This window comes from Enterobacter sp. MGH120 (genome assembly GCF_001037725.1).
In the GTDB taxonomy this organism is placed as follows: Bacteria; Pseudomonadota; Gammaproteobacteria; order Enterobacterales; family Enterobacteriaceae; genus Enterobacter; species Enterobacter hormaechei_C.
This window is the reverse complement of record NZ_KQ089940.1, coordinates 4,328,114-4,349,274: the sequence shown is the minus strand read 5'-3', so window position 1 is coordinate 4,349,274 and position 21,161 is coordinate 4,328,114. Positions and strand designations below refer to the sequence as shown.

Here is a 21,161-nt window from a genome sequence, read left to right as displayed (position 1 = left end):
TGCGCGCCTGAGAGACAGGAGTTTTCGCTATGACATCCCGACGAGACTGGCAGTTGCAGCAGCTGGGCATTACCCAGTGGGCTTTGCGTCGCCCGACGGCGTTGCGGGGCGAAATAGCCATCTCCATACCTGCGCATGTCCGCCTGGTGATGGTGGCAGAAGCGCCGCCTGCCCTGAACGAGCCCCTGATTGAGGATGTCCTTCGCACCCTGAAGGTGACCCGCGATCAGGTATTACAGCTGGCGCCTGAAAGCGTCGCGATGCTTCCCCCTGACAGCCGCTGTAACAGCTGGCGAATCGGGGCGGTGGACGAGCTACCTCTTGAAGGAAGCCAGATCAGTTCGCCAGCGCTGGACGAACTGAAAGCCAACCCAAAAGCGCGTAGCGCGCTATGGCAACAAATTTGCGAATATGAACACGATTTCTTCCCTCACGACGGCTGACCTGACCACCGCGTTCGCGATTGAAACCCGCGCCCATGCCTTTCCGTGGAGCGAAAAGACGTTTGCCAGCAATCAGGGCGAACGCTATTTAAATCTCCGCCTGGACGTTGACGGTGCGATGGCTGCGTTCGCCATCACGCAGGTCGTTCTGGACGAGGCGACGCTGTTTAATATTGCGGTCGATCCCGCTTACCAGCGCCGCGGGCTGGGCAGGGAACTGCTTGAGCACCTCATTCGTGAGCTGGAAACCCGTGACGTTTTCACCCTGTGGCTGGAGGTGCGCGCGTCCAATGTCGCCGCCATCGCGCTCTATGAAAGCTTAGGCTTCAACGAGGCGACTATCCGCCGTAACTACTACCCCACCGCAGAGGGACGTGAAGACGCCATTATCATGGCTCTGCCGATTGGATAACGAAAATAAGGTTGTAACGATGAAATGGGACTGGATTTTCTTTGATGCCGACGAAACGCTGTTTACGTTTGACTCGTTCGGCGGCCTACAGCGGATGTTTCTCGACTATAGCGTGACGTTCACCGCGGAAGATTTTCAGGACTATCAGGCGGTGAACAAACCGCTGTGGGTGGATTACCAGAACGGAGCCATCACCGCGTTACAGCTTCAGCATCAGCGTTTTGACGTGTGGGCTGAACGGTTAAACGTCAGTCCTGGGGCGCTGAACGAGGCCTTCCTGAATGCGATGGCGGATATCTGCGCGCCGCTGCCCGGCGCCGTTTCTCTGCTGGATTCGCTGAAAGGGAAGGTGAAGCTTGGGATCATTACCAACGGCTTTACCGCGCTTCAGCAGATCCGCCTTGAACGCACCGGCCTGCGCGATCATTTCGACGCGCTGGTGATCTCCGAAGAGGTGGGCGTACCGAAGCCGGATCCGCGTATTTTCGATTATGCGCTGGCGCAAGCGGGCAATCCTGACCGCGATCGCGTGCTGATGGTGGGGGATACGGCAGAATCTGATATTCTGGGAGGTATGAGATCGGGCCTGTCGACCGTCTGGCTGAATGCGCATGGTCGCACGCTGCCGGAAGGCATCGAGCCGACCTGGACCGTTACGTCATTGAACGAACTGGAGCAGCTCCTGTGTAAACAATGATTGCCTGCCCCCTGTTGATGGGTAAAATAGCCGCATTTTTCGTATTCCATGATGCGCGGCCTGCTGCCGCGCTTACCTAAGAAGAATTGATTATGACGTTGTCTCCTTATCTGCAAGAGGTGGCCAAACGCCGCACTTTTGCCATTATCTCGCACCCGGATGCCGGTAAAACGACCATCACCGAGAAGGTGTTGCTGTTCGGACAGGCGATCCAGACCGCGGGTACCGTTAAAGGCCGTGGCTCCAGCCAGCATGCTAAATCCGACTGGATGGAGATGGAAAAGCAGCGTGGTATTTCGATTACCACCTCCGTGATGCAGTTCCCGTATCACGACTGCCTGGTGAACCTGCTGGACACCCCGGGGCACGAAGACTTCTCCGAAGATACCTACCGTACGCTGACGGCGGTGGACTGCTGCCTGATGGTGATCGACGCCGCGAAAGGTGTTGAAGATCGTACCCGCAAGCTGATGGAAGTCACCCGTCTGCGCGATACGCCGATCCTCACCTTCATGAACAAACTCGACCGTGACATCCGTGATCCGATGGAACTGATGGATGAAGTGGAAAACGAGCTGAAGATTGCCTGCGCGCCAATCACCTGGCCGATTGGCTGCGGCAAGCTGTTCAAAGGGGTTTACCACCTCTATAAAGACGAAACCTACCTGTACCAGACCGGTAAGGGCCACACCATTCAGGAAGTCCGCATTGTGAAAGGTCTGGACAACCCGGAGCTGGACGCCGCTGTCGGTGAAGAGCTGGCCGCCCAGCTGCGCGATGAGCTGGAGCTGGTTAAAGGCGCGTCGCATGAGTTCGACAGAGAGCTGTTCCTGAGCGGTGAAATTACCCCGGTCTTCTTCGGTACCGCACTCGGCAACTTCGGCGTTGACCATATGCTCGACGGTCTGGTTGAGTGGGCCCCGCAGCCGATGCCGCGTAAAACCGACACCCGCGAAGTAGAAGCGAAGGAAGAGAAGTTCTCCGGCTTCGTCTTTAAAATTCAGGCCAACATGGACCCGAAACACCGCGACCGCGTCGCCTTTATGCGCGTGGTTTCCGGTAAGTACGAAAAGGGCATGAAGCTGCGTCAGGTCCGTATCGGTAAAGACGTAGTGATCTCCGACGCGCTGACCTTCATGGCGGGTGACCGTTCGCATGTAGAAGAAGCCTATCCGGGTGACATCATTGGTTTACACAACCACGGTACCATTCAGATTGGCGATACCTTCACGCAAGGCGAAATGATGAAGTTCACCGGTATCCCTAACTTCGCGCCAGAACTGTTCCGCCGCATTCGCCTGCGCGATCCGCTGAAGCAGAAGCAGCTGCTGAAAGGCCTGGTCCAGCTTTCCGAAGAGGGCGCGGTACAGGTGTTCCGCCCAATCGCCAACAACGATCTGATCGTGGGCGCGGTGGGTGTGCTCCAGTTCGACGTGGTGGTTGCCCGTCTTAAGAGCGAGTACAACGTGGAAGCGATTTACGAATCGGTGAACGTGGCGACGGCGCGCTGGGTTGAGTGTTCTGACGTGAAGAAATTCGAAGAATTTAAACGTAAGAACGAAGTTCAGCTGGCGCTGGACGGTGGCGATAACCTGACCTATATCGCCCCAACCATGGTAAACCTGAACCTGACGCAGGAACGTTATCCTGATGTTCAGTTCCGCAAAACCCGCGAGCATTAATTTCCTTTCAGAGCACGGCAGCCGCCGTGCTCTTCTTTAATTCCTGTGTTATTAAACCCTTGCGGAATGTTCTTAATTCACCGCAATTTTTCGCTATTCGTTCGTTTTTTCCCCAATTCTGAATGCACCCCTCTGATTGTGATCTATATTTAACTCAGTGTTTAGCACCGGGCGTGGATGAATTAACTGTTCAATGCATGTCCATTGGTTCTCCATTTTGCCCCGGTGTTAATTCGCAATATATAAAACCAAGATTAGGGAAGTATGTCGCCCAAATAATGGGCAAAACACAGGAATAAATCGATGAATATGACAAGACTGAAGATTTCTAAAACTCTGCTGGCCGTAACGTTGGGTAGTGTCCTGGTAAGCGGTTCTGCTCTGGCGGAAACCAGCACCATGGATAAAGCGCAAAATTCCGCCAATACCGCAGGGGAAAAAATCGATAGCTCTATGAATAAAGTCGGTAATTTCATGGATGACAGCTCAATCACAGCAAAAGTGAAAGCCGCACTGGTGGATCACGAATCCATCAAGAGCACCGATATTTCTGTTAAAACCGACAACAAGGTTGTCACCCTGAGCGGTTTCGTTGAAAGCCAGACCCAGGCCGAAGAAGCCGTTAAAGTGGCAAAAGGCGTTGAGGGCGTAAGCTCCGTCAGCGACAAATTGCACGTACGTGACAGCAAAGAATCGTCGGTGAAGGGCTATGCCGGAGATGCAGCAACTACCAGCGAAATCAAAGCTAAACTGTTAGCTGACGACATCGTGCCATCCCGTATGGTGAAAGTTGAAACCACCGATGGTGTGGTCCAGCTGTCCGGTACGGTTGAGAATCAGGCACAAAGCGATCGTGCCGAGTCAATTGCGAAAGCTATTGATGGTGTGAAAAGCGTCAAAAACGATCTGAAAACGAAGTAAAGCAGTACCATTCGCCCGCAGGCTGAAAACCGCGGGCGAAATAAAAACGATTCTGGAAAAGCCGGTGAGTGACCTGAGCGCTCACGTTTAGCGGCCGACATTAACTATGGTAAAGGAGAGGCTTATGTTTCGTTGGGGCATTATATTTCTGGTTATCGCGTTAATTGCCGCCGCATTGGGCTTTGGTGGACTGGCGGGTACCGCGGCATGGGCAGCGAAAATTGTCTTCGTCGTCGGTATTATTCTGTTCCTGGTCAGCCTGTTTACGGGTCGACGTCGCCCGTAGCAAACGCAATATTTATTAAACAAACTCAAGCCAGTCCTCGTGACTGGCTTTTTCTCGTTTGAGAACCACCGGGGAAGTGCGTTACTGTGTCTCATCAAAATAATGAAAACAGGAAGGCAGAGGTGGGGCAACGAATTCCCGTTACGCTCGGCAATATTGCGCCGCTGACGTTAAAACCGTTTCATGCAGGCCAGCTTGCGCTGGTCTGTGAAGGGGGAGGGCAGCGCGGTATCTTTACCGCCGGCGTGCTTGACGAATTTATGCGCGCACAATTCAACCCGTTCGATCTCTATTTCGGCACCTCTGCCGGGGCGCAGAACCTCTCCGCCTATGTCTGCAACCAGCCCGGCTATGCGCGCAAAGTGATTATGCGCTACACCACCTCCAAAGAATTCTTCAATCCGGTACGCTTCGTACGCGGCGGGAACCTGATCGATCTCGACTGGTTACTGGATGCTACCTCCAGCCAGATGCCGCTGGCCATGGATACCGCGTCACGTCTGTTCGATACCGGCAAAGAGTTCTGGATGTGCGCCAGCCGTGGCGATGACTATTCGCCGGGTTACTTTTCGCCACAGAAAGAGAACTGGCTGGATATCATCCGCGCGTCCAGCGCGATCCCGGGATTCTACCGCACCGGCGCCCTGCTGGAGGGGATAAGCTATCTTGACGGCGGTATCAGCGACGCGGTGCCGGTACAGGAGGCGGCGCGGCGCGGGGCAAAAACCATTGTGGTGATCCGCACGGTGCCTTCGCAGATGTATTACACCCCACAGTGGTTTAAGCGGATGGAACGCTGGCTGGGCGACAGCAGCCTGCAACCGCTGGTGAATATCGCGAAGCAGCATGAAACCACCTACGGCGCGATGCAGCGTTTTATTGAAAAACCACCGGGCAAGCTGCGCATCTTTGAAATTTATCCGCCTAAACCGCTGTTGAGCATGGCGCTGGGCAGTCGGCTGCCTGCGTTGCGTATGGATTACAAAACGGGGCGGCTGTGCGGGCGTTACTTCCTGGCGACCGTCGGGAAAATGCTGGCGGAGCAACCGCCTCTTCATCGGCATAAAAGCATCATTTTGCCGCCTGCCGTTGTGGCCAATGACGCGGTGGCGATGCCGCTGGTGGACGCGCCGCAGGCCAACGATGGCTTACTCGATAACGAGGATCTGGCGTGACGCACTGCTTTATCGATACCCATTGCCACTTTGATTTCCCGCCGTTTAGCGGGGAGGAAACATCAAGTATTGCGCGCGCGGCTGAGGCCGGTGTGAGAGCCATTATTGTGCCCGCTATTGAAGCGGCGAGATTCGACAAAGTTCTGGCGCTTGCCCGGGAGCACGATGCGCTGTATGCCGCGCTGGGTCTGCATCCGATCGTTATTGAGCACCATCTTGATGACCATCTCGACAGGCTGGATGCCACGCTGCAAAATGCGGATACGAAGCTGGTTGCCATCGGTGAGATCGGCCTCGATCTCTATCGTGAAGATCCGCAGTTTGAGCGCCAGCAGACGATCCTGGATGCGCAGCTCCGGCTGGCAAAGCGCCACGATCTGCCGGTGATCCTCCACTCCAGACGTACCCATGACAAACTGGCGATGCACCTGAAGCGTATCGACGTGCCGCGCAGGGGCGTGGTCCATGGTTTCGCTGGAAGCCTTCAGCAGGCGCAGCGTTTTATTGAGCTGGGCTATAAGATTGGCGTTGGTGGCACCATTACCTATCCGCGTGCCAGCAAAACCCGTGATGTGATGGCGCAGCTCCCGCTGACCTCGCTCCTGCTGGAAACGGATGCGCCTGACATGCCGCTGAATGGTTTTCAGGGCCAGCCCAACCGCCCGGAGCAGGCGGCGCGCGTTTTTGATGTGCTGTGTGAGCTGCGTCAGGAGCCTGAAGATGTGATTGCCAGCGCGCTGCTGGAAAACACCCGCGCGGTCTTCGGCATCACGCTATAAATAAAGGGCCGGGCGGATCACCGTGATCTGCTGCCGTTCCAGGGCCTGCGCCAGCGGCTCGATGTCCTCCGGCGTGGCGCTCCGCCATCGCGCCGCCTCCCCGTAAACCCCATGAGCATGAAACGCGTTGATCCGCACAGGAACGTTCCCCAACGCGTGGATAAAAGCGGTCAGCGATGGCAGATGGTGCAGATAATCACACCGAGCGGGGATCACCAGCAGGCGCAGCTCCGTCAGGCGATGACGATCGGCCAGCCAGCGGATGCTCTGCTTGATCTGCGTGTTTTCGCGCCCGGTCAGAAAACGGTGATGTTCATTGCCCCAGGCTTTCAGATCCACCATCGCGCCGTCAAACACCGGTAACAGCTTTTGCCAGCCGGTTTCGCTTAACAGGCCGTTGCTGTCCACCAGGCACGTCAGATGGCGCAGGGACGGATCGGCTTTGATCGCGGTGAACAGCGCAACCAAAAACGGCAGCTGCGTGGTGGCCTCACCCCCGCTGACGGTCACGCCCTCAATAAACGGCGCGGACGTGCGAACCCGGGAGAGGATCTCCTCGACGCTATAGCGCTGCGCCATCGGCGTCGCCTGCTGCTGACACAGGTGCAGACAGGTGTCGCACTGCTGACAGTGACTCTCCTGCCACCAGACGCGCCCGGCCTGAATTGCCAGCGCATCATGAGGACAGTGGGGAACACAGTCTCCGCAGTCGTTGCAGCGCCCTATCGTCCACGGGTTGTGGCAGGTTTTGCAGCGCAGGTTACAGCCCTGGAGGAACAACGCCAGGCGGCTGCCCGGCCCGTCCACGCAGGAGAAGGGTATGACCTGACTAACTAAAGCGCATCTGCTGTTCATGACTTATCACGCGCGGCTGACGTTCCAGAATACGGGTATTGCGCGCGGCCTCCTCGCCGAGCCAGGTGGTGTTGGTGCGCGAGCCGGCCTCCCGGTATTTCTCCAGATCGGAGAGCCGCACCATATACCCGGTGACGCGCACCAGGTCGTTTCCGGCTACATTCGCGGTGAACTCACGCATACCGGCGTTGAACGCCCCCAGGCACAGCTGCACCACAGCCTGAGGATTGCGTTTAACCGTTTCCTCCAGGGTGAGAATATCGCTGATCCCCGAATGATAGTGTTTATGGTGCGGCGCCACGGCCAGCAGGTGGCTGACTGGGTCCGGTTCGTCGCCGTACGGCAGACGTGCGCCCGGCGTGGTGCCAGAATCGGAACTGATCCCAGACTGGGCATGCAGCATCGCGCGGTGCTGCCAGCCGTGTTTCACCGGCGTGTTTTCAACAAATGCCGCAAGCTGTTCACTGATGCGGTAGCCCAGCGCATTGGCCTGTTCGTTCTTACCGTAACGTCCCGTAATGCCTGCTTTCTCGCACAGCACATTCACCGCTTCGGCCAGACCGTACATGCCAAACATCGGCACAAAGCGATCGGCATCAATCAGCCCCTCTTTCACCAGGAAGCTATTCTCAAAGAAACCGGATTGTTCATATAGAAAATCGCAGCGCGCATTGATGATCGCGATTTGTTGCTGGCAGTAGTGGGTAAGGGTACGGGTGAAAAAGTCTTCCGGTGAGCGGCTGTGTTCCGCGATCGCTTTCAGGTTAAGGCGCACCAGCGTGCTGCCGCCGCCCGCCAGCGGCAGGGAGTTGTAACAGCTCACCACGCCATAGCGACCTTTTGTGAAAATTTTATCATTCACCGGGCCATTAGAAATATGCGGTTTACTACATTCACAAATGTTTTCCGCCACGCTCAGCAGCAGATCGCCGGGGGTTACATCCGGGTCGTAGATAAAGGTCAGGTTCGGCGCAACCTGCTTCAGTTCGGCTTCCGCGCGAAGGATGGCTCGGGTGACAGGCGTATCCGCCGGGCCGATATTGGCATGCATAAACGCATCGGGCAGGGTTCTGTCCAGGTAACGCCAGAAACGTTTTATTCGGCTATCGATTTCATCCTGTGTTAGAATTTTAACATATGGGCTGAGTATTTCATCGAGCTGGCCCAGATAGACCGGCATCGATGTGACGGACGGAACATGGTGATAAAGGATAGTGAGCAGCGAGAGGGCATCATCCAGATCTTTCGCCCCTTCCAGCTCCAGCCATTCTGATCCGTTAGCCAGAAATTTAGCGTAGTCCGGCAGCACGTAGCGCGGTTTGTAAGGCGCATGGCCTTCGAACATGTCGCAGATGAATCCCTCGTCCAGCGCGGCGCGGGCCGCCTCTGGCAGAGCGGGATAGGGCAGATTGTTCTCCGCTTCCAGCGCCAGAAAATGACGTTTTTGTTCCGGGGTTAACACCGGGCTGGTCACAATGTGCTGGCAACGTTGTTGCAGGGTGTCGGGCATGTTCACTTCCTTGGTTGTTCTGCGGATGGTGAACGAATTGTAGGAAGCCAGCCTGGTGGCGCTTTTGATCAGAACGGGGATATCGCCGATTTAGTCAGCAATTAACGCACTAAAATTTGAAGAAGATCTCATTACAGTAATGCAAATTTGCACACAGTTTTCATTAACTGTGATGAATGTCGAAGTGTGGATGCGGGTGAATGTTAGAATACTCACAGACCCGCAAGGTAAAATTTATACGGCACTGCCGTTGGAGAATGTTATGACCGATTTAACTGCAAGCAGCCTGCGCGCGTTGAAACTGATGGACCTGACCACCCTGAACGATGACGACACCAATGAAAAAGTCATCGCCCTGTGCCATCAGGCGAAAACGCCAGTGGGTAACACCGCCGCCGTCTGTATCTATCCGCGCTTTATCCCGATTGCCCGCAAAACGCTGAAAGAGCAGGGCACGCCGGATGTGCGCATTGCCACCGTAACTAACTTCCCGCACGGCAATGACGATATCGAGATCGCGCTGGCAGAAACCCGCGCGGCGATTGCGTACGGCGCGGACGAAGTTGACGTGGTATTCCCGTACCGCGCGCTGATCGCCGGCAACGAGCAGGTCGGTTTTGACCTGGTGAAAGCCTGTAAAGACGCGTGTGCGGCGGCAAACGTGCTGCTTAAAGTGATCATCGAAACCGGCGAGCTGAAAGAAGAGGCGTTGATTCGTAAGGCGTCTGAAATCTCCATCAAAGCGGGCGCGGATTTCATTAAAACCTCTACCGGTAAAGTGCCGGTCAACGCTACTCCGGAAAGCGCACGCATCATGATGGAAGTCATCCGTGATATGGGCGTGTCCAAAACCGTTGGCTTCAAACCGGCGGGCGGCGTGCGTACCGCGGAAGACGCGCAGCAGTTCCTGGCGATTGCCGACGAGCTGTTCGGCGCCGACTGGGCTGATTCCCGCCACTACCGCTTCGGCGCGTCCAGCCTGCTGGCCAGCCTGCTGAAAGCGCTGGGTCACGGTGACGGTAAGAGCGCAAGCAGCTACTAAGTTGAATTGCCGGGTGGCGCTACGCTAACCCGGCCTACAGGATCGTAGGGCGGGTCAACATATCCGCCGCCATTCACCCGATTCCGCATGGAGGTTACCGTGTTTCTCGCACAAGAAATTATTCGTAAAAAACGTGATGGTCATGCATTAAGCGACGAAGAAATCCGCTTTTTTATCAATGGCATTCGTGATAACACCATCTCTGAAGGGCAGATTGCGGCTCTGGCGATGACCATTTTCTTCCACGATATGTCGATGCCTGAGCGCGTGTCGCTGACCATGGCGATGCGAGATTCAGGAACCGTTCTGGACTGGAAAAGCCTCAACCTCAACGGCCCGATTGTGGACAAACACTCCACCGGCGGCGTGGGCGACGTGACCTCCCTGATGCTTGGCCCGATGGTGGCAGCCTGTGGCGGTTACATCCCGATGATTTCCGGGCGCGGCCTGGGTCATACCGGCGGTACGCTCGACAAACTGGAAGCCATTCCGGGCTTCGATATCTTCCCGGATGACAACCGCTTCCGCGACATTATTAAAGACGTTGGCGTGGCGATTATCGGCCAGACCAGCTCTCTTGCTCCGGCTGACAAGCGTTTCTACGCGACGCGTGACATTACCGCGACCGTAGACTCCATCCCGCTGATCACCGCCTCTATCCTTGCCAAAAAACTGGCGGAAGGTCTGGATGCGCTGGTGATGGATGTGAAAGTGGGCAGCGGCGCGTTTATGCCAACCTATGAACTCTCTGAGGCGCTGGCCGAAGCGATCGTTGGCGTCTCCAACGGCGCGGGTGTGCGCACCACTGCACTGCTGACGGACATGAACCAGGTGCTAGCCTCCAGCGCCGGTAACGCGGTTGAAGTCCGTGAGGCCGTGCAGTTCCTCACAGGCGAATACCGTAACCCGCGCCTGTTCGATGTCACCATGGCGCTGTGCGTTGAGATGTTAATCTCCGGCAAGTTGGCCAAAGACGACGCGGAAGCCCGCGCGAAGCTTCAGGCGGTGCTGGACAACGGCAAAGCGGCGGAGATCTTTGGTCGGATGGTGGCGGCGCAGAAAGGCCCGACCGACTTCGTGGAAAACTACGCGAAATACCTGCCCACCGCGATACTCAGCAAAGCGGTCTATGCGGACAGCGAAGGCTTTGTCTCGGCTATGGATACCCGCGCGCTCGGCATGGCTGTTGTGTCTATGGGCGGCGGTCGTCGTCAGGCATCGGACACCATTGATTACAGCGTCGGCTTTACCGATATGGCCCGTCTGGGCGACAGCGTTGACGGCCAACGTCCGCTGGCGGTGATCCACGCGAAAGATGAAGCCAGCTGGCAGGACGCGGCGAAAGCGGTGAAGGCGGCAATATCTCTTGACGATAAAGCACCGGAAACCACACCGACGGTCTATCGTCGTATCACTGAATAGCGGTATACTGATCTGATCGCATTTTTATGAAGCACTAAGTACGGAGAACAATTATGAAACGTGCATTTATTATGGTGCTGGACTCATTCGGCATCGGCGCAACCGAAGATGCAGAACGATTTGGTGACGTGGGTTCCGATACCCTGGGTCACATCGCGGAAGCCTGTGCAAAAGGCGAAGCGGACAACGGTCGTAAAGGCCCTCTGAACCTGCCAAACCTGACCCGTCTGGGGCTGGTAAAAGCGCATGAAGGCTCTACCGGTAAGATCGCAGCCGGTATGGACGGTAACGCGGAAGTGGTGGGCGCCTACGCGTGGGCGCACGAGCTCTCTTCCGGGAAAGATACTCCGTCCGGCCACTGGGAAATCGCCGGCGTGCCGGTGCTGTTTGACTGGGGCTACTTCTCCGATCACGAGAACAGCTTCCCGCAGGAGCTGCTCGATAAGCTGGTGAAGCGCGCCAACCTGCCGGGCTACCTCGGCAACTGCCACTCCTCCGGTACCGTGATTCTGGATCAGCTCGGCGAAGAGCATATGAAAACCGGCAAGCCGATTTTCTATACCTCTGCTGACTCCGTGTTCCAGATCGCCTGCCATGAAGAGACGTTTGGCCTGGATAAACTGTACGAGCTGTGCGAGATCGCCCGTGAAGAGCTGACCGAAGGCGGCTACAACATTGGCCGCGTTATCGCGCGTCCGTTTATCGGCGACAAAGCGGGTAACTTCCAGCGTACCGGCAACCGTCACGATCTGGCCGTGGAGCCACCGGCGCCGACCGTGCTGCAAAAACTCGTCGACGAGAAAGACGGCCACGTGGTTTCCGTGGGTAAAATCGCGGACATTTACGCCAACTGCGGCATTACCAAAAAGGTCAAAGCGACCGGTCTGGATGCGCTGTTCGACGCCACCATCAAAGAGATGAAAGAAGCGGGCGATAAGACCATTGTCTTCACCAACTTCGTGGACTTCGACTCCTCCTGGGGCCACCGTCGCGACGTCGCCGGGTATGCTGCGGGTCTGGAGCTGTTTGACCGCCGTCTGCCAGAGCTGATGGAGCTGGTGGGGGAAGATGACATTCTGATCCTGACCGCTGACCATGGCTGTGACCCGACCTGGACCGGTACCGACCACACCCGTGAGCATATTCCGGTGCTGGTGTACGGCCCGAAAGTCAAACCGGGCTCGCTGGGTCACCGTGAAACCTTCGCGGACATCGGCCAGACGATTGCGAAATACTTTGGTACGTCTGACATGGAATATGGCAAGGCTATGTTCTAAGCGGATTGGGTGCGGCCTGATGCCCTCACCCCGGCCCTCTCCCACCGGGAGAGGGAGAACAGAATGTAGGCCGGGTAAGGCGTAGCCGCCACCCGGCAAAAACAACAATGTAAAAGGAACTGAAGATGGCAACTCCTCACATTAATGCAGAAATGGGTGATTTCGCTGACGTCGTATTGATGCCGGGCGACCCGCTGCGCGCGAAGCACATTGCAGAAACCTTCCTCGAAGACGTGCGTGAAGTGAACAACGTGCGCGGCATGCTGGGCTTCACCGGCACCTATAAAGGCCGCAAAATCTCCGTGATGGGTCACGGCATGGGTATCCCATCCTGCTCCATCTACACCAAAGAGCTGATCACCGATTTCGGCGTGAAGAAAATCATCCGTGTCGGCTCCTGCGGCGCAGTGCGCATGGACGTTAAGCTGCGTGACGTGGTGATCGGCATGGGCGCGTGCACCGACTCTAAAGTCAACCGCATTCGCTTTAAAGATCATGACTTTGCGGCCATCGCTGACTTTGACATGGTGCGTAACGCAGTTGACGCGGCAAAAGCGCTGGGCGTTGACGCGCGCGTGGGCAACCTGTTCTCTGCCGATCTGTTCTACTCGCCAGAAGGCGACATGTTCGACGTGATGGAAAAATACGGCATTCTGGGCGTGGAAATGGAAGCGGCCGGTATCTACGGCGTGGCGGCTGAATTCGGTGCGAAAGCGCTGACCATCTGCACCGTGTCTGACCACATCCGTACCCACGAGCAGACTACCGCTGCCGAGCGTCAGACCACCTTCAACGACATGATCAAAATCGCGCTGGAATCCGTTCTGCTCGGCGATAAAGAGTAATACCTGTTGTGCCGGGTGGCGGCTTCGCCTGACCCGGCCAGCGGTTTTCCAGGCCCGCTAAGCAGAGCGCCAGCGGGCTTTTTTATTAGCGTACTGCCTGCGCAATCCACGCCGATAACTCCCGCAACTCTTGTTCCTGTTCCGGAAAATCAACACGTAACGCGTCACACTCCTGTTGCAGTATATCTGCCCGATAGAGACAGCCCTGCAAACGTGCAGCCAGCGCTTCTAACGGTGCCGGATTAAGACTATCCGTAAATACCTGGGTACGAGAGATATGGCCTTTCTCGACGTCAAAGTGCAGCTCAACGCCGCCCCAGGTAAATCGCTCATCCAGCAGGTGTGAAAACGCCGGTGCCTGACCGAAATTCCACTCCCAGCTGCTCTGGCGGGCGAAGGTTTCCGCGAAGTTTGGCAGATCCGGGGTTTTATCCGGAGAAATCACCTCGGCTTCTACGCGTTCACCGTAATGCCTGAAAAAGGCCTCGCGGATCGCATCGCAAATGTGTTCATGGGTAATCCCCGGCAGGAGCTCCACCAGATTCGCCACGCGACCGCGCACGGAGGTAATGCCTTTGGCCTGGAGCTTTTTCTTGTCCGGATTCAGATAGTTTGCCAGACGGCTCAGATCGGCATTCAGCAATAATGTGCCGTGGTGGAATCCGCGATCCATCGTTTCGCGGTAGGCTGAGCCTGACACTTTCCGGTCGCCTTCAGGCGTTTTCACGACCAGATCGTTACGTCCCGAGGCTTCAGCCGTCACGCCGAGTGAATTGAGCGCGTTAAGCACAATGGAGGTCGAGATGGTTTTGTCGTATTCCGGCTTGCCCGCCATAAAGGTAAAGCAGGTGTTGCCCAGATCGTGAAACACCGCACCGCCGCCGCTGCTGCGGCGCGCCAGGCGGACGTTGTCCTCTTCCATACGGCGGGTGTTACACTCTTTCCACGGATTTTGCGCGCGACCAATAACGACCGTATCGGCGTTGCGCCAGAGAAACAGGACGCGCTGGGTGGCAGGCATCTGGCGGAAGATGCACTCTTCCACCGCCAGGTTAAACCAGGGATCGTAAGAGTCAGAGATTAGCAGGCGTAACGTCGACATGGCAGATTTCCTTTTCCGAATCATCCGCCTACTTTATCATTATTCTTTCTTCTCGCTCTCTTCCTCTTCGGGAACCGACTTGCTGGCGGTTAACAGGAACGGCGACTGCTGCCAGCGGGTGCGTTTGCCCTGGAGCAGCGTGCGCGCCAGTACCACGCCAATCGCCAGCGAGAGCAGCAGCATCAGGCGCAAAATATTGGTGGTGTTATCCACCTGTTTGGCTTCGGTTGGCAGGGTGTGGGTGTCGAGTGTCAGACGTAAATAGCCGAGCGGACCATTCTTGCCCTGAATGGGTTCGACGATTTGTTGGTTGAAATAACCCCCGGCTTTTTTGCCATCCAGCGCCAGCCTGTCACGCACGTCGACATGCTCACCCGCGCGGGCAATCAGGTCGCCCTGTTCATCGTACACGCCTGCATCCAGAATGCGGCTGTTTTCCGTAAGCTGGCGCAATACCTGGGCTATTCGCTTATCATCCGGCGTTTCGGTGCGCATAGACGGCGCAACGTTGAGCGTCACCTGGCGCGCCAGCGTCCGGGCCAGTTCCTCAAACTGCGGGTTACGCTGTCGTTGGTGATTCTGGCTAAACCAGGATGCCCCCTGCATCAGCGCCACTAATAGTGCGAGACAGATCAGGACAATCACGGCGCGATGAAGCCGGAATTTCAGTTTTGCGCGAGCCATATTCCACCTGCTTAAAATTTACGGCTTAATGTTGCCAGAAGTGATGGTTACAGGGTAGCCTCATGCGTTATTTTCCCTCTGGAACCTTCCGGCGCGAACGAAATTACAGGAGCTTCAATGCCGAACATTACCTGGTGCGACCTGCCAACGGATGTCTCTTTATGGCCAGGATTGCCGCTCTCTTTAAGTGGCGATGAGGTGATGCCTCTCGATTACCACGCTGGCCGTAGCGGCTGGCTGCTGTACGGACGCGGCCTGGATAAGCAACGCCTCACCCAGTATCAAACCAAACTGGGCGCAGCGATGGTCATCGTTGCGGCCTGGTGCGTGGAAGATTATCAGGTTATTCGCCTGGCGGGTTCCCTGACGCAGCGCGCCACGCGTCTGGCGCACGACGCCGGGCTGGACGTTGCCCCCCTCGGCAAAATTCCGCACCTGAAAACGCCCGGCCTGCTGGTAATGGACATGGACTCCACCGCCATTCAGATCGAATGTATTGACGAGATTGCTAAACTGGCGGGCAGCGGCGAGCTGGTGGCGGAAGTCACCGAGCGCGCGATGCGCGGCGAGCTGGATTTCACCGCCAGCCTGAGACAGCGCGTGGCGACCCTGAAGGGGGCCGATGCTAACATTTTGCGTCAGGTGCGCGATGAACTGCCCCTGATGCCTGGGCTGACGCAGCTGGTGCTCAAGCTGGAGACGCTCGGCTGGAAAGTGGCGATTGCCTCCGGCGGGTTCACCTTCTTTGCCGACTACCTGCGTGACAAGCTGCGTCTGACCACCGTGGTGGCAAACGAGCTGGAGATCATGGACGGCAAACTCACCGGACAGGTCATCGGCGACATCGTGGATGCGCAGTACAAAGCCAATACGCTGACGCGTCTGGCGGAGAAATATGCCATTCCGGTCGAGCAGACCGTCGCCATCGGCGATGGCGCGAACGATCTGCCGATGATCAAAGTTGCCGGGCTGGGTATTGCCTACCATGCCAAGCCGAAAGTGAATGAAAAGACGGAAGTCACTATCCGTCATGCTGATCTGATGGGGGTGTTCTGTATTCTCTCCGGCAGCATTAATCAAAAATAGCGGCCTGCTTTTGTAGGCCGGGTAAGCGTCAGCGCCACCCGGCGCGCAGACCGCACAGAAATAACGAGGTAAACCGTGGCGAAAGCTCCAAAACGCGCATTTGTCTGTAATGAATGTGGTGCGGATTATCCGCGCTGGCAGGGGCAATGCAGCGCCTGTCATGCCTGGAACACCATCACCGAAGTGCGTGGTGTGGCGGCTTCTCCGAGCGTGGCCCGCAATGAACGGCTGAGCGGCTATGCGGGCAATGCAGGCGTGTCGAAGGTACAAAAACTTTCGGATATCAGCCTGGAAGCGCTGCCGCGCTTTTCCACCGGATTCAAAGAATTTGACCGCGTGCTCGGCGGTGGCGTAGTGCCGGGCAGCGCCATTCTGATCGGCGGTAACCCGGGCGCGGGTAAATCGACCCTGCTGCTGCAAACGCTCTGCAAGCTAGCCGAACAGATGAAAACCCTGTACGTCACGGGGGAAGAATCACTCCAGCAGGTGGCGATGCGCGCGCACCGCCTCGGCCTGCCGACCGGCAATCTGAATATGCTTTCGGAAACCAGCATCGAGCAGATCTGCATGATCGCCGAAGAAGAGCAGCCGAAGCTGATGGTGATTGACTCCATTCAGGTGATGCATATGGCTGACATTCAGTCGTCACCGGGAAGCGTGGCGCAGGTGCGTGAAACCGCGGCCTACCTGACGCGCTTTGCCAAAACGCGCGGCGTGGCGATTGTGATGGTTGGTCATGTGACCAAAGACGGCTCGCTGGCGGGACCGAAAGTGCTTGAACACTGTATCGACTGCTCGGTGATGCTCGATGGCGATGCGGATTCCCGTTTTCGTACCCTGCGCAGCCATAAAAACCGCTTCGGCGCGGTGAATGAGCTGGGCGTGTTTGCCATGACCGAGCAGGGGCTTCGCGAAGTCAGCAACCCGTCGGCCATCTTCCTGAGCCGTGGCGACGAGATCACGTCCGGTAGTTCGGTGATGGTGCTGTGGGAGGGGACGCGTCCGCTGCTGGTTGAAATTCAGGCGCTGGTGGATCAATCGATGATGGGCAACCCGCGGCGCGTGGCGGTCGGTCTGGAACAGAACCGCCTGGCGATCCTGCTGGCGGTGCTGCACCGTCACGGCGGTCTGCAAATGGCGGATCAGGATGTGTTCGTCAACGTGGTTGGTGGGGTGAAGGTTACGGAAACCAGCGCGGACCTGGCGCTGCTGCTGGCAATGGTCTCCAGCCTGCGCGACAGACCGTTGCCGCAGGATCTGGTGGTATTTGGTGAGGTAGGGTTGGCCGGCGAGATCCGCCCGGTGCCGAGCGGTCAGGAGCGTATCTCCGAAGCGGCAAAACATGGCTTCCGCCGCGCGATTGTTCCGGCCGCCAACGTGCCGAAAAAAATTCCGGAAGGGATGCAGGTTTTTGGCGTTAAAAAACTTGCAGATGCGTTAAATGTCTTTGACGACTTATAATTACGTATTCGATTTTGCAGGAGGCACCGTAATTTATGTCATCATTTGACTACATCAAGACCGCTATCCGCCAGAAGGGCTGCACGTTGCAGCAGGTGGCGGACGCCAGCGGCATGACCAAGGGCTACCTGAGCCAACTGCTGAACGCCAAAATCAAAAGCCCCAGCGCGCAGAAGCTGGAAGCGCTGCACCGTTTTCTGGGGCTTGAATTTCCGCGGATGCAAAAGAACATTGGCGTGGTGTTCGGTAAGTTCTACCCGCTGCATACCGGGCATATCTATCTGATCCAGCGCGCCTGTAGCCAGGTCGACGAACTGCATATCATCATGGGTTATGATGAAACCCGCGATCGCCAGCTGTTTGAAGACAGCGCCATGTCGCAGCAGCCCACCGTGCCGGACCGCCTGCGCTGGCTGCTTCAGACCTTTAAATATCAGAAAAATATTCGTATTCATGCCTTTAACGAAGAGGGCATGGAGCCGTATCCGCACGGCTGGGACGTGTGGAGCAACGGCATCAAAGCGTTTATGGAAGAGAAGGGCATTGCGCCTAACTGGATCTACACCTCTGAAGAGTCCGACGCGCCGCAGTTCCGTGAGCATCTGGGCATTGAGACGGTGCTGATCGATCCTAAACGCACCTTCATGAACATCAGCGGGGCGCAGATCCGCGAGAACCCGTTCCGTTACTGGGACTACATCCCGACCGAGGTGAAGCCGTTCTTCGTGCGTACGGTGGCGATCCTCGGCGGCGAGTCGAGCGGGAAATCGACGCTGGTAAATAAGCTGGCTAACATCTTCAATACCACCAGTGCGTGGGAGTATGGCCGCGATTACGTCTTCTCACACCTTGGCGGCGACGAGATGGCGTTGCAGTATTCCGACTACGATAAAATCGCGCTCGGTCATGCCCAGTACATTGATTTCGCGGTGAAATACGCCAATAAAGTTGCCTTTATTGATACCGATTTCGTCACCACGCAGGCGTTCTGCAAAAAGTACGAAGGGCGCGAGCACCCGTTTGTGCAGGCGCTGATTGACGAATACCGCTTTGACCTGGTGATCCTGCTGGAAAACAACACCCCGTGGGTGGCCGACGGCATGCGCAGCCTGGGCAGCTCGGTGGACAGGAGGGAGTTCCAGACCATGCTGGTAGAGATGCTTAACGAGAACAACGTTGAGTTTGTACATGTGGAAGAGTCGGACTACGACTCCCGCTTCCTGCGCTGCGTCGAGCTGGTGAAGGAGATGATGGGGGAGCAGGGTTAATAACTTCCCCTCTCCCACCAGGAGAGGGGGCTTTAATCGCCCTCTCCCTTTGGGAGAGGGCCGGGGTGAGGGAATCAGTCCACTCAATACTCAACCACCACCTTCCCACGCATATGCCCCTCCAGCACCCTGCGGTGCGCTTCGGTAATGCTTTCCACGCTTAGCCCGTGCAGCGTTTCGCTGAGCGAGCTTTCCACCACGCCGTTATCCACCAGCTTCGCCACCTCATCTAAAATCTCACCCTGACGCGCCATATCCGCAGTCTGGTACATGCTGCGGGTGTACATAAACTCCCAGTGCAGGGCGGCAGATTTGGACTTCAGCTTGTCCTGGTTCAGCGGATGCGCGTTTTCAACGATGGAACAAATGTCTCCCTGAGGGGCAATCAGATCGCTGACCGCATCCCAGTGCCCGTCGGTATCGTTGAGGATAAAAATGTAATCCACAAAGGTGAGCCCCTGTTTCGCCAGTTCTCCCTTCAGGTCGCGGTAATTTACAACAATGTCAGCCCCGCGATCGCGACACCACCGGGCGGAATCTTCTCGTGAAGCGGTTGCGACGATCTTCACCTTGCTGTTGTGCTTCGCAAACGGGATCGCCAGCGATCCGACTCCACCCGCGCCGCCAATTATCAGCAGCGTTTTATCTGCGTCGGCATCCTGAATCTTCAGCCGTTCAAACAGGCCTTCCCACGCGGTGAGCGCCGTCAGCGGCAGTGCAGCCGCGGCGGCCCAGTCAAGGCTTGCAGGCTTGTGCCCGACAATGCGCGCATCGATCAGCTGGTGCGTGGTATTACTGCCCGGACGGGTGATATCCCCCGCGTACCACACTTCGTCACCCGGTTTGAATCCGGTGACGCCAGCCCCAACGGCTTGTACGATACCGCTGGCATCCCACCCGAGAATGCGCGGCTCCTTCAGTCCGCTTTTGGCAATGCCTGCATGTACCTTGGTGTCCACCGGGTTTACGGAGACGGCTTTTACCTCCACCAGCAGATCGTGTTCACCGGGCTGCGGCATCGGCGGAGTGATTTCAACGAAGGTGGACGGATTTTCCGGGTTAACGGCAATGGCTTTCACTGACATGGTGTGCTCCTCAATGGCATGCGTTTTGTTGAGGCTAGTCTATTAAGTGGTCAGCTGCATGATAAGATGGACAATCAAGAACTCAGCGTTCGTACAGGGTGAACAATCATGTTTAAACAGCTTCAGGATATGGCGCTGTTTGCGCTGGTGGCTGAGATGGGCAGCTTTACCGCGGCGGCGCAGAAGGCGGAACTGCCGAAATCCAGCGTCAGCCAGCGGATTAGCCAGCTGGAGCAACAGGTGGGGATCCGTCTGTTGAATCGCACCACGCGCAGAATAAGCCTGACGTTTGCGGGCGAACACTATCTGGTGCACTGTCGTGAAATGCTGGCGGCCAGCGAGCGCGCGGAGTATGCCATTCAGCGGCTGCGCGAAAACCCCAGCGGGCGGCTGCGGATCACCTGTCCGGCGGGAATTGGCGCGACGCTGCTGGCGCATATGAATGCGGAGTTCCAGCTTCGCTATCCGGACGTGTCGCTGGATGTGTCGATCTCAGACGATGTGGTGGATCTGGTCGAGTCTGGCTTTGACGTGGCGCTGCGCACCGGCAAACCGCAGGATTCTTCCCTGATTGGCCGCATGATTGGGCACTGTCCGCGCTACATGCTGGCCTCGCCCCACTACCTGGCGCGTCGGGCGCCGTTAATCCATCCCCGACAGCTGGTGGAGCACCGCTGCATTACGCACCGGGCATGGTCGGAGTGGCTTTTGCGAAGCGAGAATGAGGATTACCGCTACCTGCCGGATAACGCCCATATGACCGATAACCTGGTGTACGCCCGGGAATGCGCCATTGCCGGGGCGGGGATCACGCTGTTACCCGCATTCCTGCTGGAAGATAAGATCGAAAAGGGCGCGCTGGTGAAGGTGCTGCCGGCGTGGAGCGTTGAGGGAAACGATCTCTGGCTGGCCTACCCGAGCCGTAAGCTCAATTCGCCTGCGCTGATGAGCTATATCGACTTTGCGATGCAGTTTGATGAGGTGAAGCGGTATTACGTGGGCAAATAAAAAAGCCGGGTGGCGGCTTCGCCTTACCCGGCCTACACACTGTGCGGCCTGATGCCCTCACCCTGGTCCTCTCCCACGGGGAGAGGGTACAAACATAAAAAACGGCAACCGAAGTTGCCGT

At 56.9% G+C, this 21,161-nt stretch carries 21 protein-coding genes; 16 read left to right on the top strand and 5 right to left on the bottom strand.

What is annotated here, in order from left to right; all coding sequences use genetic code 11:
• Positions 1–29 precede the first annotated feature (29 nt).
• The 8 genes from SK54_RS20255 to SK54_RS20220 all read left to right on the top strand — a co-directional run bounded on the left by SK54_RS20255 (position 30) and on the right by SK54_RS20220 (position 6,395).
• Positions 30–443: a DNA polymerase III subunit psi gene (locus SK54_RS20255; protein ID WP_023295888.1), complete on the top strand. Its 414-nt coding sequence runs from the start codon at positions 30–32 to the stop codon at positions 441–443.
• On the top strand, positions 412–855 hold the full coding sequence (rimI, locus tag SK54_RS20250; RefSeq protein ID WP_003856565.1) for a ribosomal protein S18-alanine N-acetyltransferase: 444 nt from the start codon (positions 412–414) through the stop codon (positions 853–855). The genes SK54_RS20255 and rimI overlap by 32 nt, the downstream gene beginning before the upstream one ends.
• A 19-nt stretch (positions 856–874) precedes the next feature.
• A complete protein-coding gene (gene yjjG / locus SK54_RS20245; protein ID WP_017383835.1) occupies positions 875–1,552 on the top strand; it encodes a pyrimidine 5'-nucleotidase in 678 nt (225 codons plus the stop codon).
• A gap of 92 nt (positions 1,553–1,644) precedes the next feature.
• Positions 1,645–3,234, top strand: coding sequence for a peptide chain release factor 3 (prfC, locus tag SK54_RS20240; protein ID WP_006810210.1), 1,590 nt, complete (start codon positions 1,645–1,647; stop codon positions 3,232–3,234).
• Between the two features lie 303 nt (positions 3,235–3,537).
• On the top strand, positions 3,538–4,155 hold the full coding sequence (gene osmY, locus SK54_RS20235) for a molecular chaperone OsmY (RefSeq protein ID WP_015572610.1): 618 nt from the start codon (positions 3,538–3,540) through the stop codon (positions 4,153–4,155).
• Positions 4,156–4,279: 124 nt separating this feature from the next.
• Positions 4,280–4,441, top strand: a complete 162-nt coding sequence (locus SK54_RS20230; RefSeq protein WP_003856556.1) for a DUF1328 domain-containing protein — start codon at positions 4,280–4,282, stop codon at positions 4,439–4,441.
• A 122-nt stretch (positions 4,442–4,563) separates the two neighbouring features.
• Positions 4,564–5,616: a patatin-like phospholipase family protein gene (locus SK54_RS20225; RefSeq protein WP_003856550.1), complete on the top strand. Its 1,053-nt coding sequence runs from the start codon at positions 4,564–4,566 to the stop codon at positions 5,614–5,616.
• Positions 5,613–6,395, top strand: coding sequence for a TatD family hydrolase (locus SK54_RS20220; RefSeq protein ID WP_032652508.1), 783 nt, complete (start codon positions 5,613–5,615; stop codon positions 6,393–6,395). Before SK54_RS20225 ends, SK54_RS20220 begins: the two co-directional genes overlap by 4 nt.
• Here SK54_RS20220 and SK54_RS20215 read toward each other — a convergent pair.
• Both SK54_RS20215 and SK54_RS20210 read right to left on the bottom strand, forming a co-directional pair.
• Positions 6,390–7,250 (bottom strand): YjjW family glycine radical enzyme activase, encoded by an 861-nt coding sequence (locus tag SK54_RS20215; protein ID WP_017694551.1) that lies wholly within the window; start codon positions 7,248–7,250, stop codon positions 6,390–6,392. The two genes, SK54_RS20220 and SK54_RS20215, sit on opposite strands and share 6 nt — an antisense overlap.
• A complete protein-coding gene (locus tag SK54_RS20210) occupies positions 7,225–8,760 on the bottom strand; it encodes a YjjI family glycine radical enzyme (RefSeq protein ID WP_048247838.1) in 1,536 nt (511 codons plus the stop codon). Before SK54_RS20210 ends, SK54_RS20215 begins: the two co-directional genes overlap by 26 nt.
• Positions 8,761–9,022: 262 nt before the next feature.
• Here SK54_RS20210 and deoC point away from each other — a divergent pair, with 262 nt between their 5' ends.
• The 4 genes from deoC to deoD all read left to right on the top strand — a co-directional run bounded on the left by deoC (position 9,023) and on the right by deoD (position 13,346).
• On the top strand, positions 9,023–9,802 hold the full coding sequence (gene deoC / locus SK54_RS20205) for a deoxyribose-phosphate aldolase (RefSeq protein ID WP_003856543.1): 780 nt from the start codon (positions 9,023–9,025) through the stop codon (positions 9,800–9,802).
• A 99-nt stretch (positions 9,803–9,901) separates the two neighbouring features.
• Positions 9,902–11,224, top strand: coding sequence for a thymidine phosphorylase (deoA, locus tag SK54_RS20200; protein WP_032103050.1), 1,323 nt, complete (start codon positions 9,902–9,904; stop codon positions 11,222–11,224).
• A gap of 53 nt (positions 11,225–11,277) precedes the next feature.
• Positions 11,278–12,501: a phosphopentomutase gene (deoB, locus tag SK54_RS20195; protein WP_003856540.1), complete on the top strand. Its 1,224-nt coding sequence runs from the start codon at positions 11,278–11,280 to the stop codon at positions 12,499–12,501.
• 125 nt (positions 12,502–12,626) lie between these two features.
• On the top strand, positions 12,627–13,346 hold the full coding sequence (gene deoD, locus SK54_RS20190) for a purine-nucleoside phosphorylase (protein WP_003856538.1): 720 nt from the start codon (positions 12,627–12,629) through the stop codon (positions 13,344–13,346).
• A gap of 85 nt (positions 13,347–13,431) precedes the next feature.
• Here the strand turns inward: deoD and lplA are convergent, their stop codons facing one another.
• Together lplA and SK54_RS20180 are read right to left on the bottom strand one after the other, a co-directional pair.
• The gene (gene lplA, locus SK54_RS20185; protein ID WP_048247836.1) at positions 13,432–14,448 is read right to left on the bottom strand and encodes a lipoate--protein ligase LplA; all 1,017 of its coding nucleotides are present in this window, start codon (positions 14,446–14,448) and stop codon (positions 13,432–13,434) included.
• A gap of 39 nt (positions 14,449–14,487) precedes the next feature.
• Positions 14,488–15,132 (bottom strand): YtjB family periplasmic protein, encoded by a 645-nt coding sequence (locus SK54_RS20180; RefSeq protein ID WP_015572615.1) that lies wholly within the window; start codon positions 15,130–15,132, stop codon positions 14,488–14,490.
• A gap of 117 nt (positions 15,133–15,249) precedes the next feature.
• On the opposite strand from SK54_RS20180, the gene serB reads away from it, so the two are divergent.
• The 3 genes from serB to nadR all read left to right on the top strand — a co-directional run bounded on the left by serB (position 15,250) and on the right by nadR (position 18,947).
• On the top strand, positions 15,250–16,218 hold the full coding sequence (gene serB, locus SK54_RS20175) for a phosphoserine phosphatase (RefSeq protein WP_003856524.1): 969 nt from the start codon (positions 15,250–15,252) through the stop codon (positions 16,216–16,218).
• Between the two features lie 75 nt (positions 16,219–16,293).
• The gene (gene radA, locus SK54_RS20170; RefSeq protein ID WP_017383829.1) at positions 16,294–17,679 is read left to right on the top strand and encodes a DNA repair protein RadA; all 1,386 of its coding nucleotides are present in this window, start codon (positions 16,294–16,296) and stop codon (positions 17,677–17,679) included.
• 35 nt (positions 17,680–17,714) lie between these two features.
• Positions 17,715–18,947: a multifunctional transcriptional regulator/nicotinamide-nucleotide adenylyltransferase/ribosylnicotinamide kinase NadR gene (gene nadR / locus SK54_RS20165; RefSeq protein ID WP_015572616.1), complete on the top strand. Its 1,233-nt coding sequence runs from the start codon at positions 17,715–17,717 to the stop codon at positions 18,945–18,947.
• An 83-nt stretch (positions 18,948–19,030) separates the two neighbouring features.
• Here the strand turns inward: nadR and SK54_RS20160 are convergent, their stop codons facing one another.
• Positions 19,031–20,032 (bottom strand): zinc-binding alcohol dehydrogenase family protein, encoded by a 1,002-nt coding sequence (locus SK54_RS20160; RefSeq protein ID WP_017383828.1) that lies wholly within the window; start codon positions 20,030–20,032, stop codon positions 19,031–19,033.
• A 108-nt stretch (positions 20,033–20,140) separates the two neighbouring features.
• Here SK54_RS20160 and SK54_RS20155 point away from each other — a divergent pair, with 108 nt between their 5' ends.
• Complete coding sequence (locus tag SK54_RS20155) at positions 20,141–21,040, top strand: LysR family transcriptional regulator (RefSeq protein WP_045339640.1); 900 nt, start codon at positions 20,141–20,143, stop codon at positions 21,038–21,040.
• Positions 21,041–21,161 lie beyond the last annotated feature (121 nt).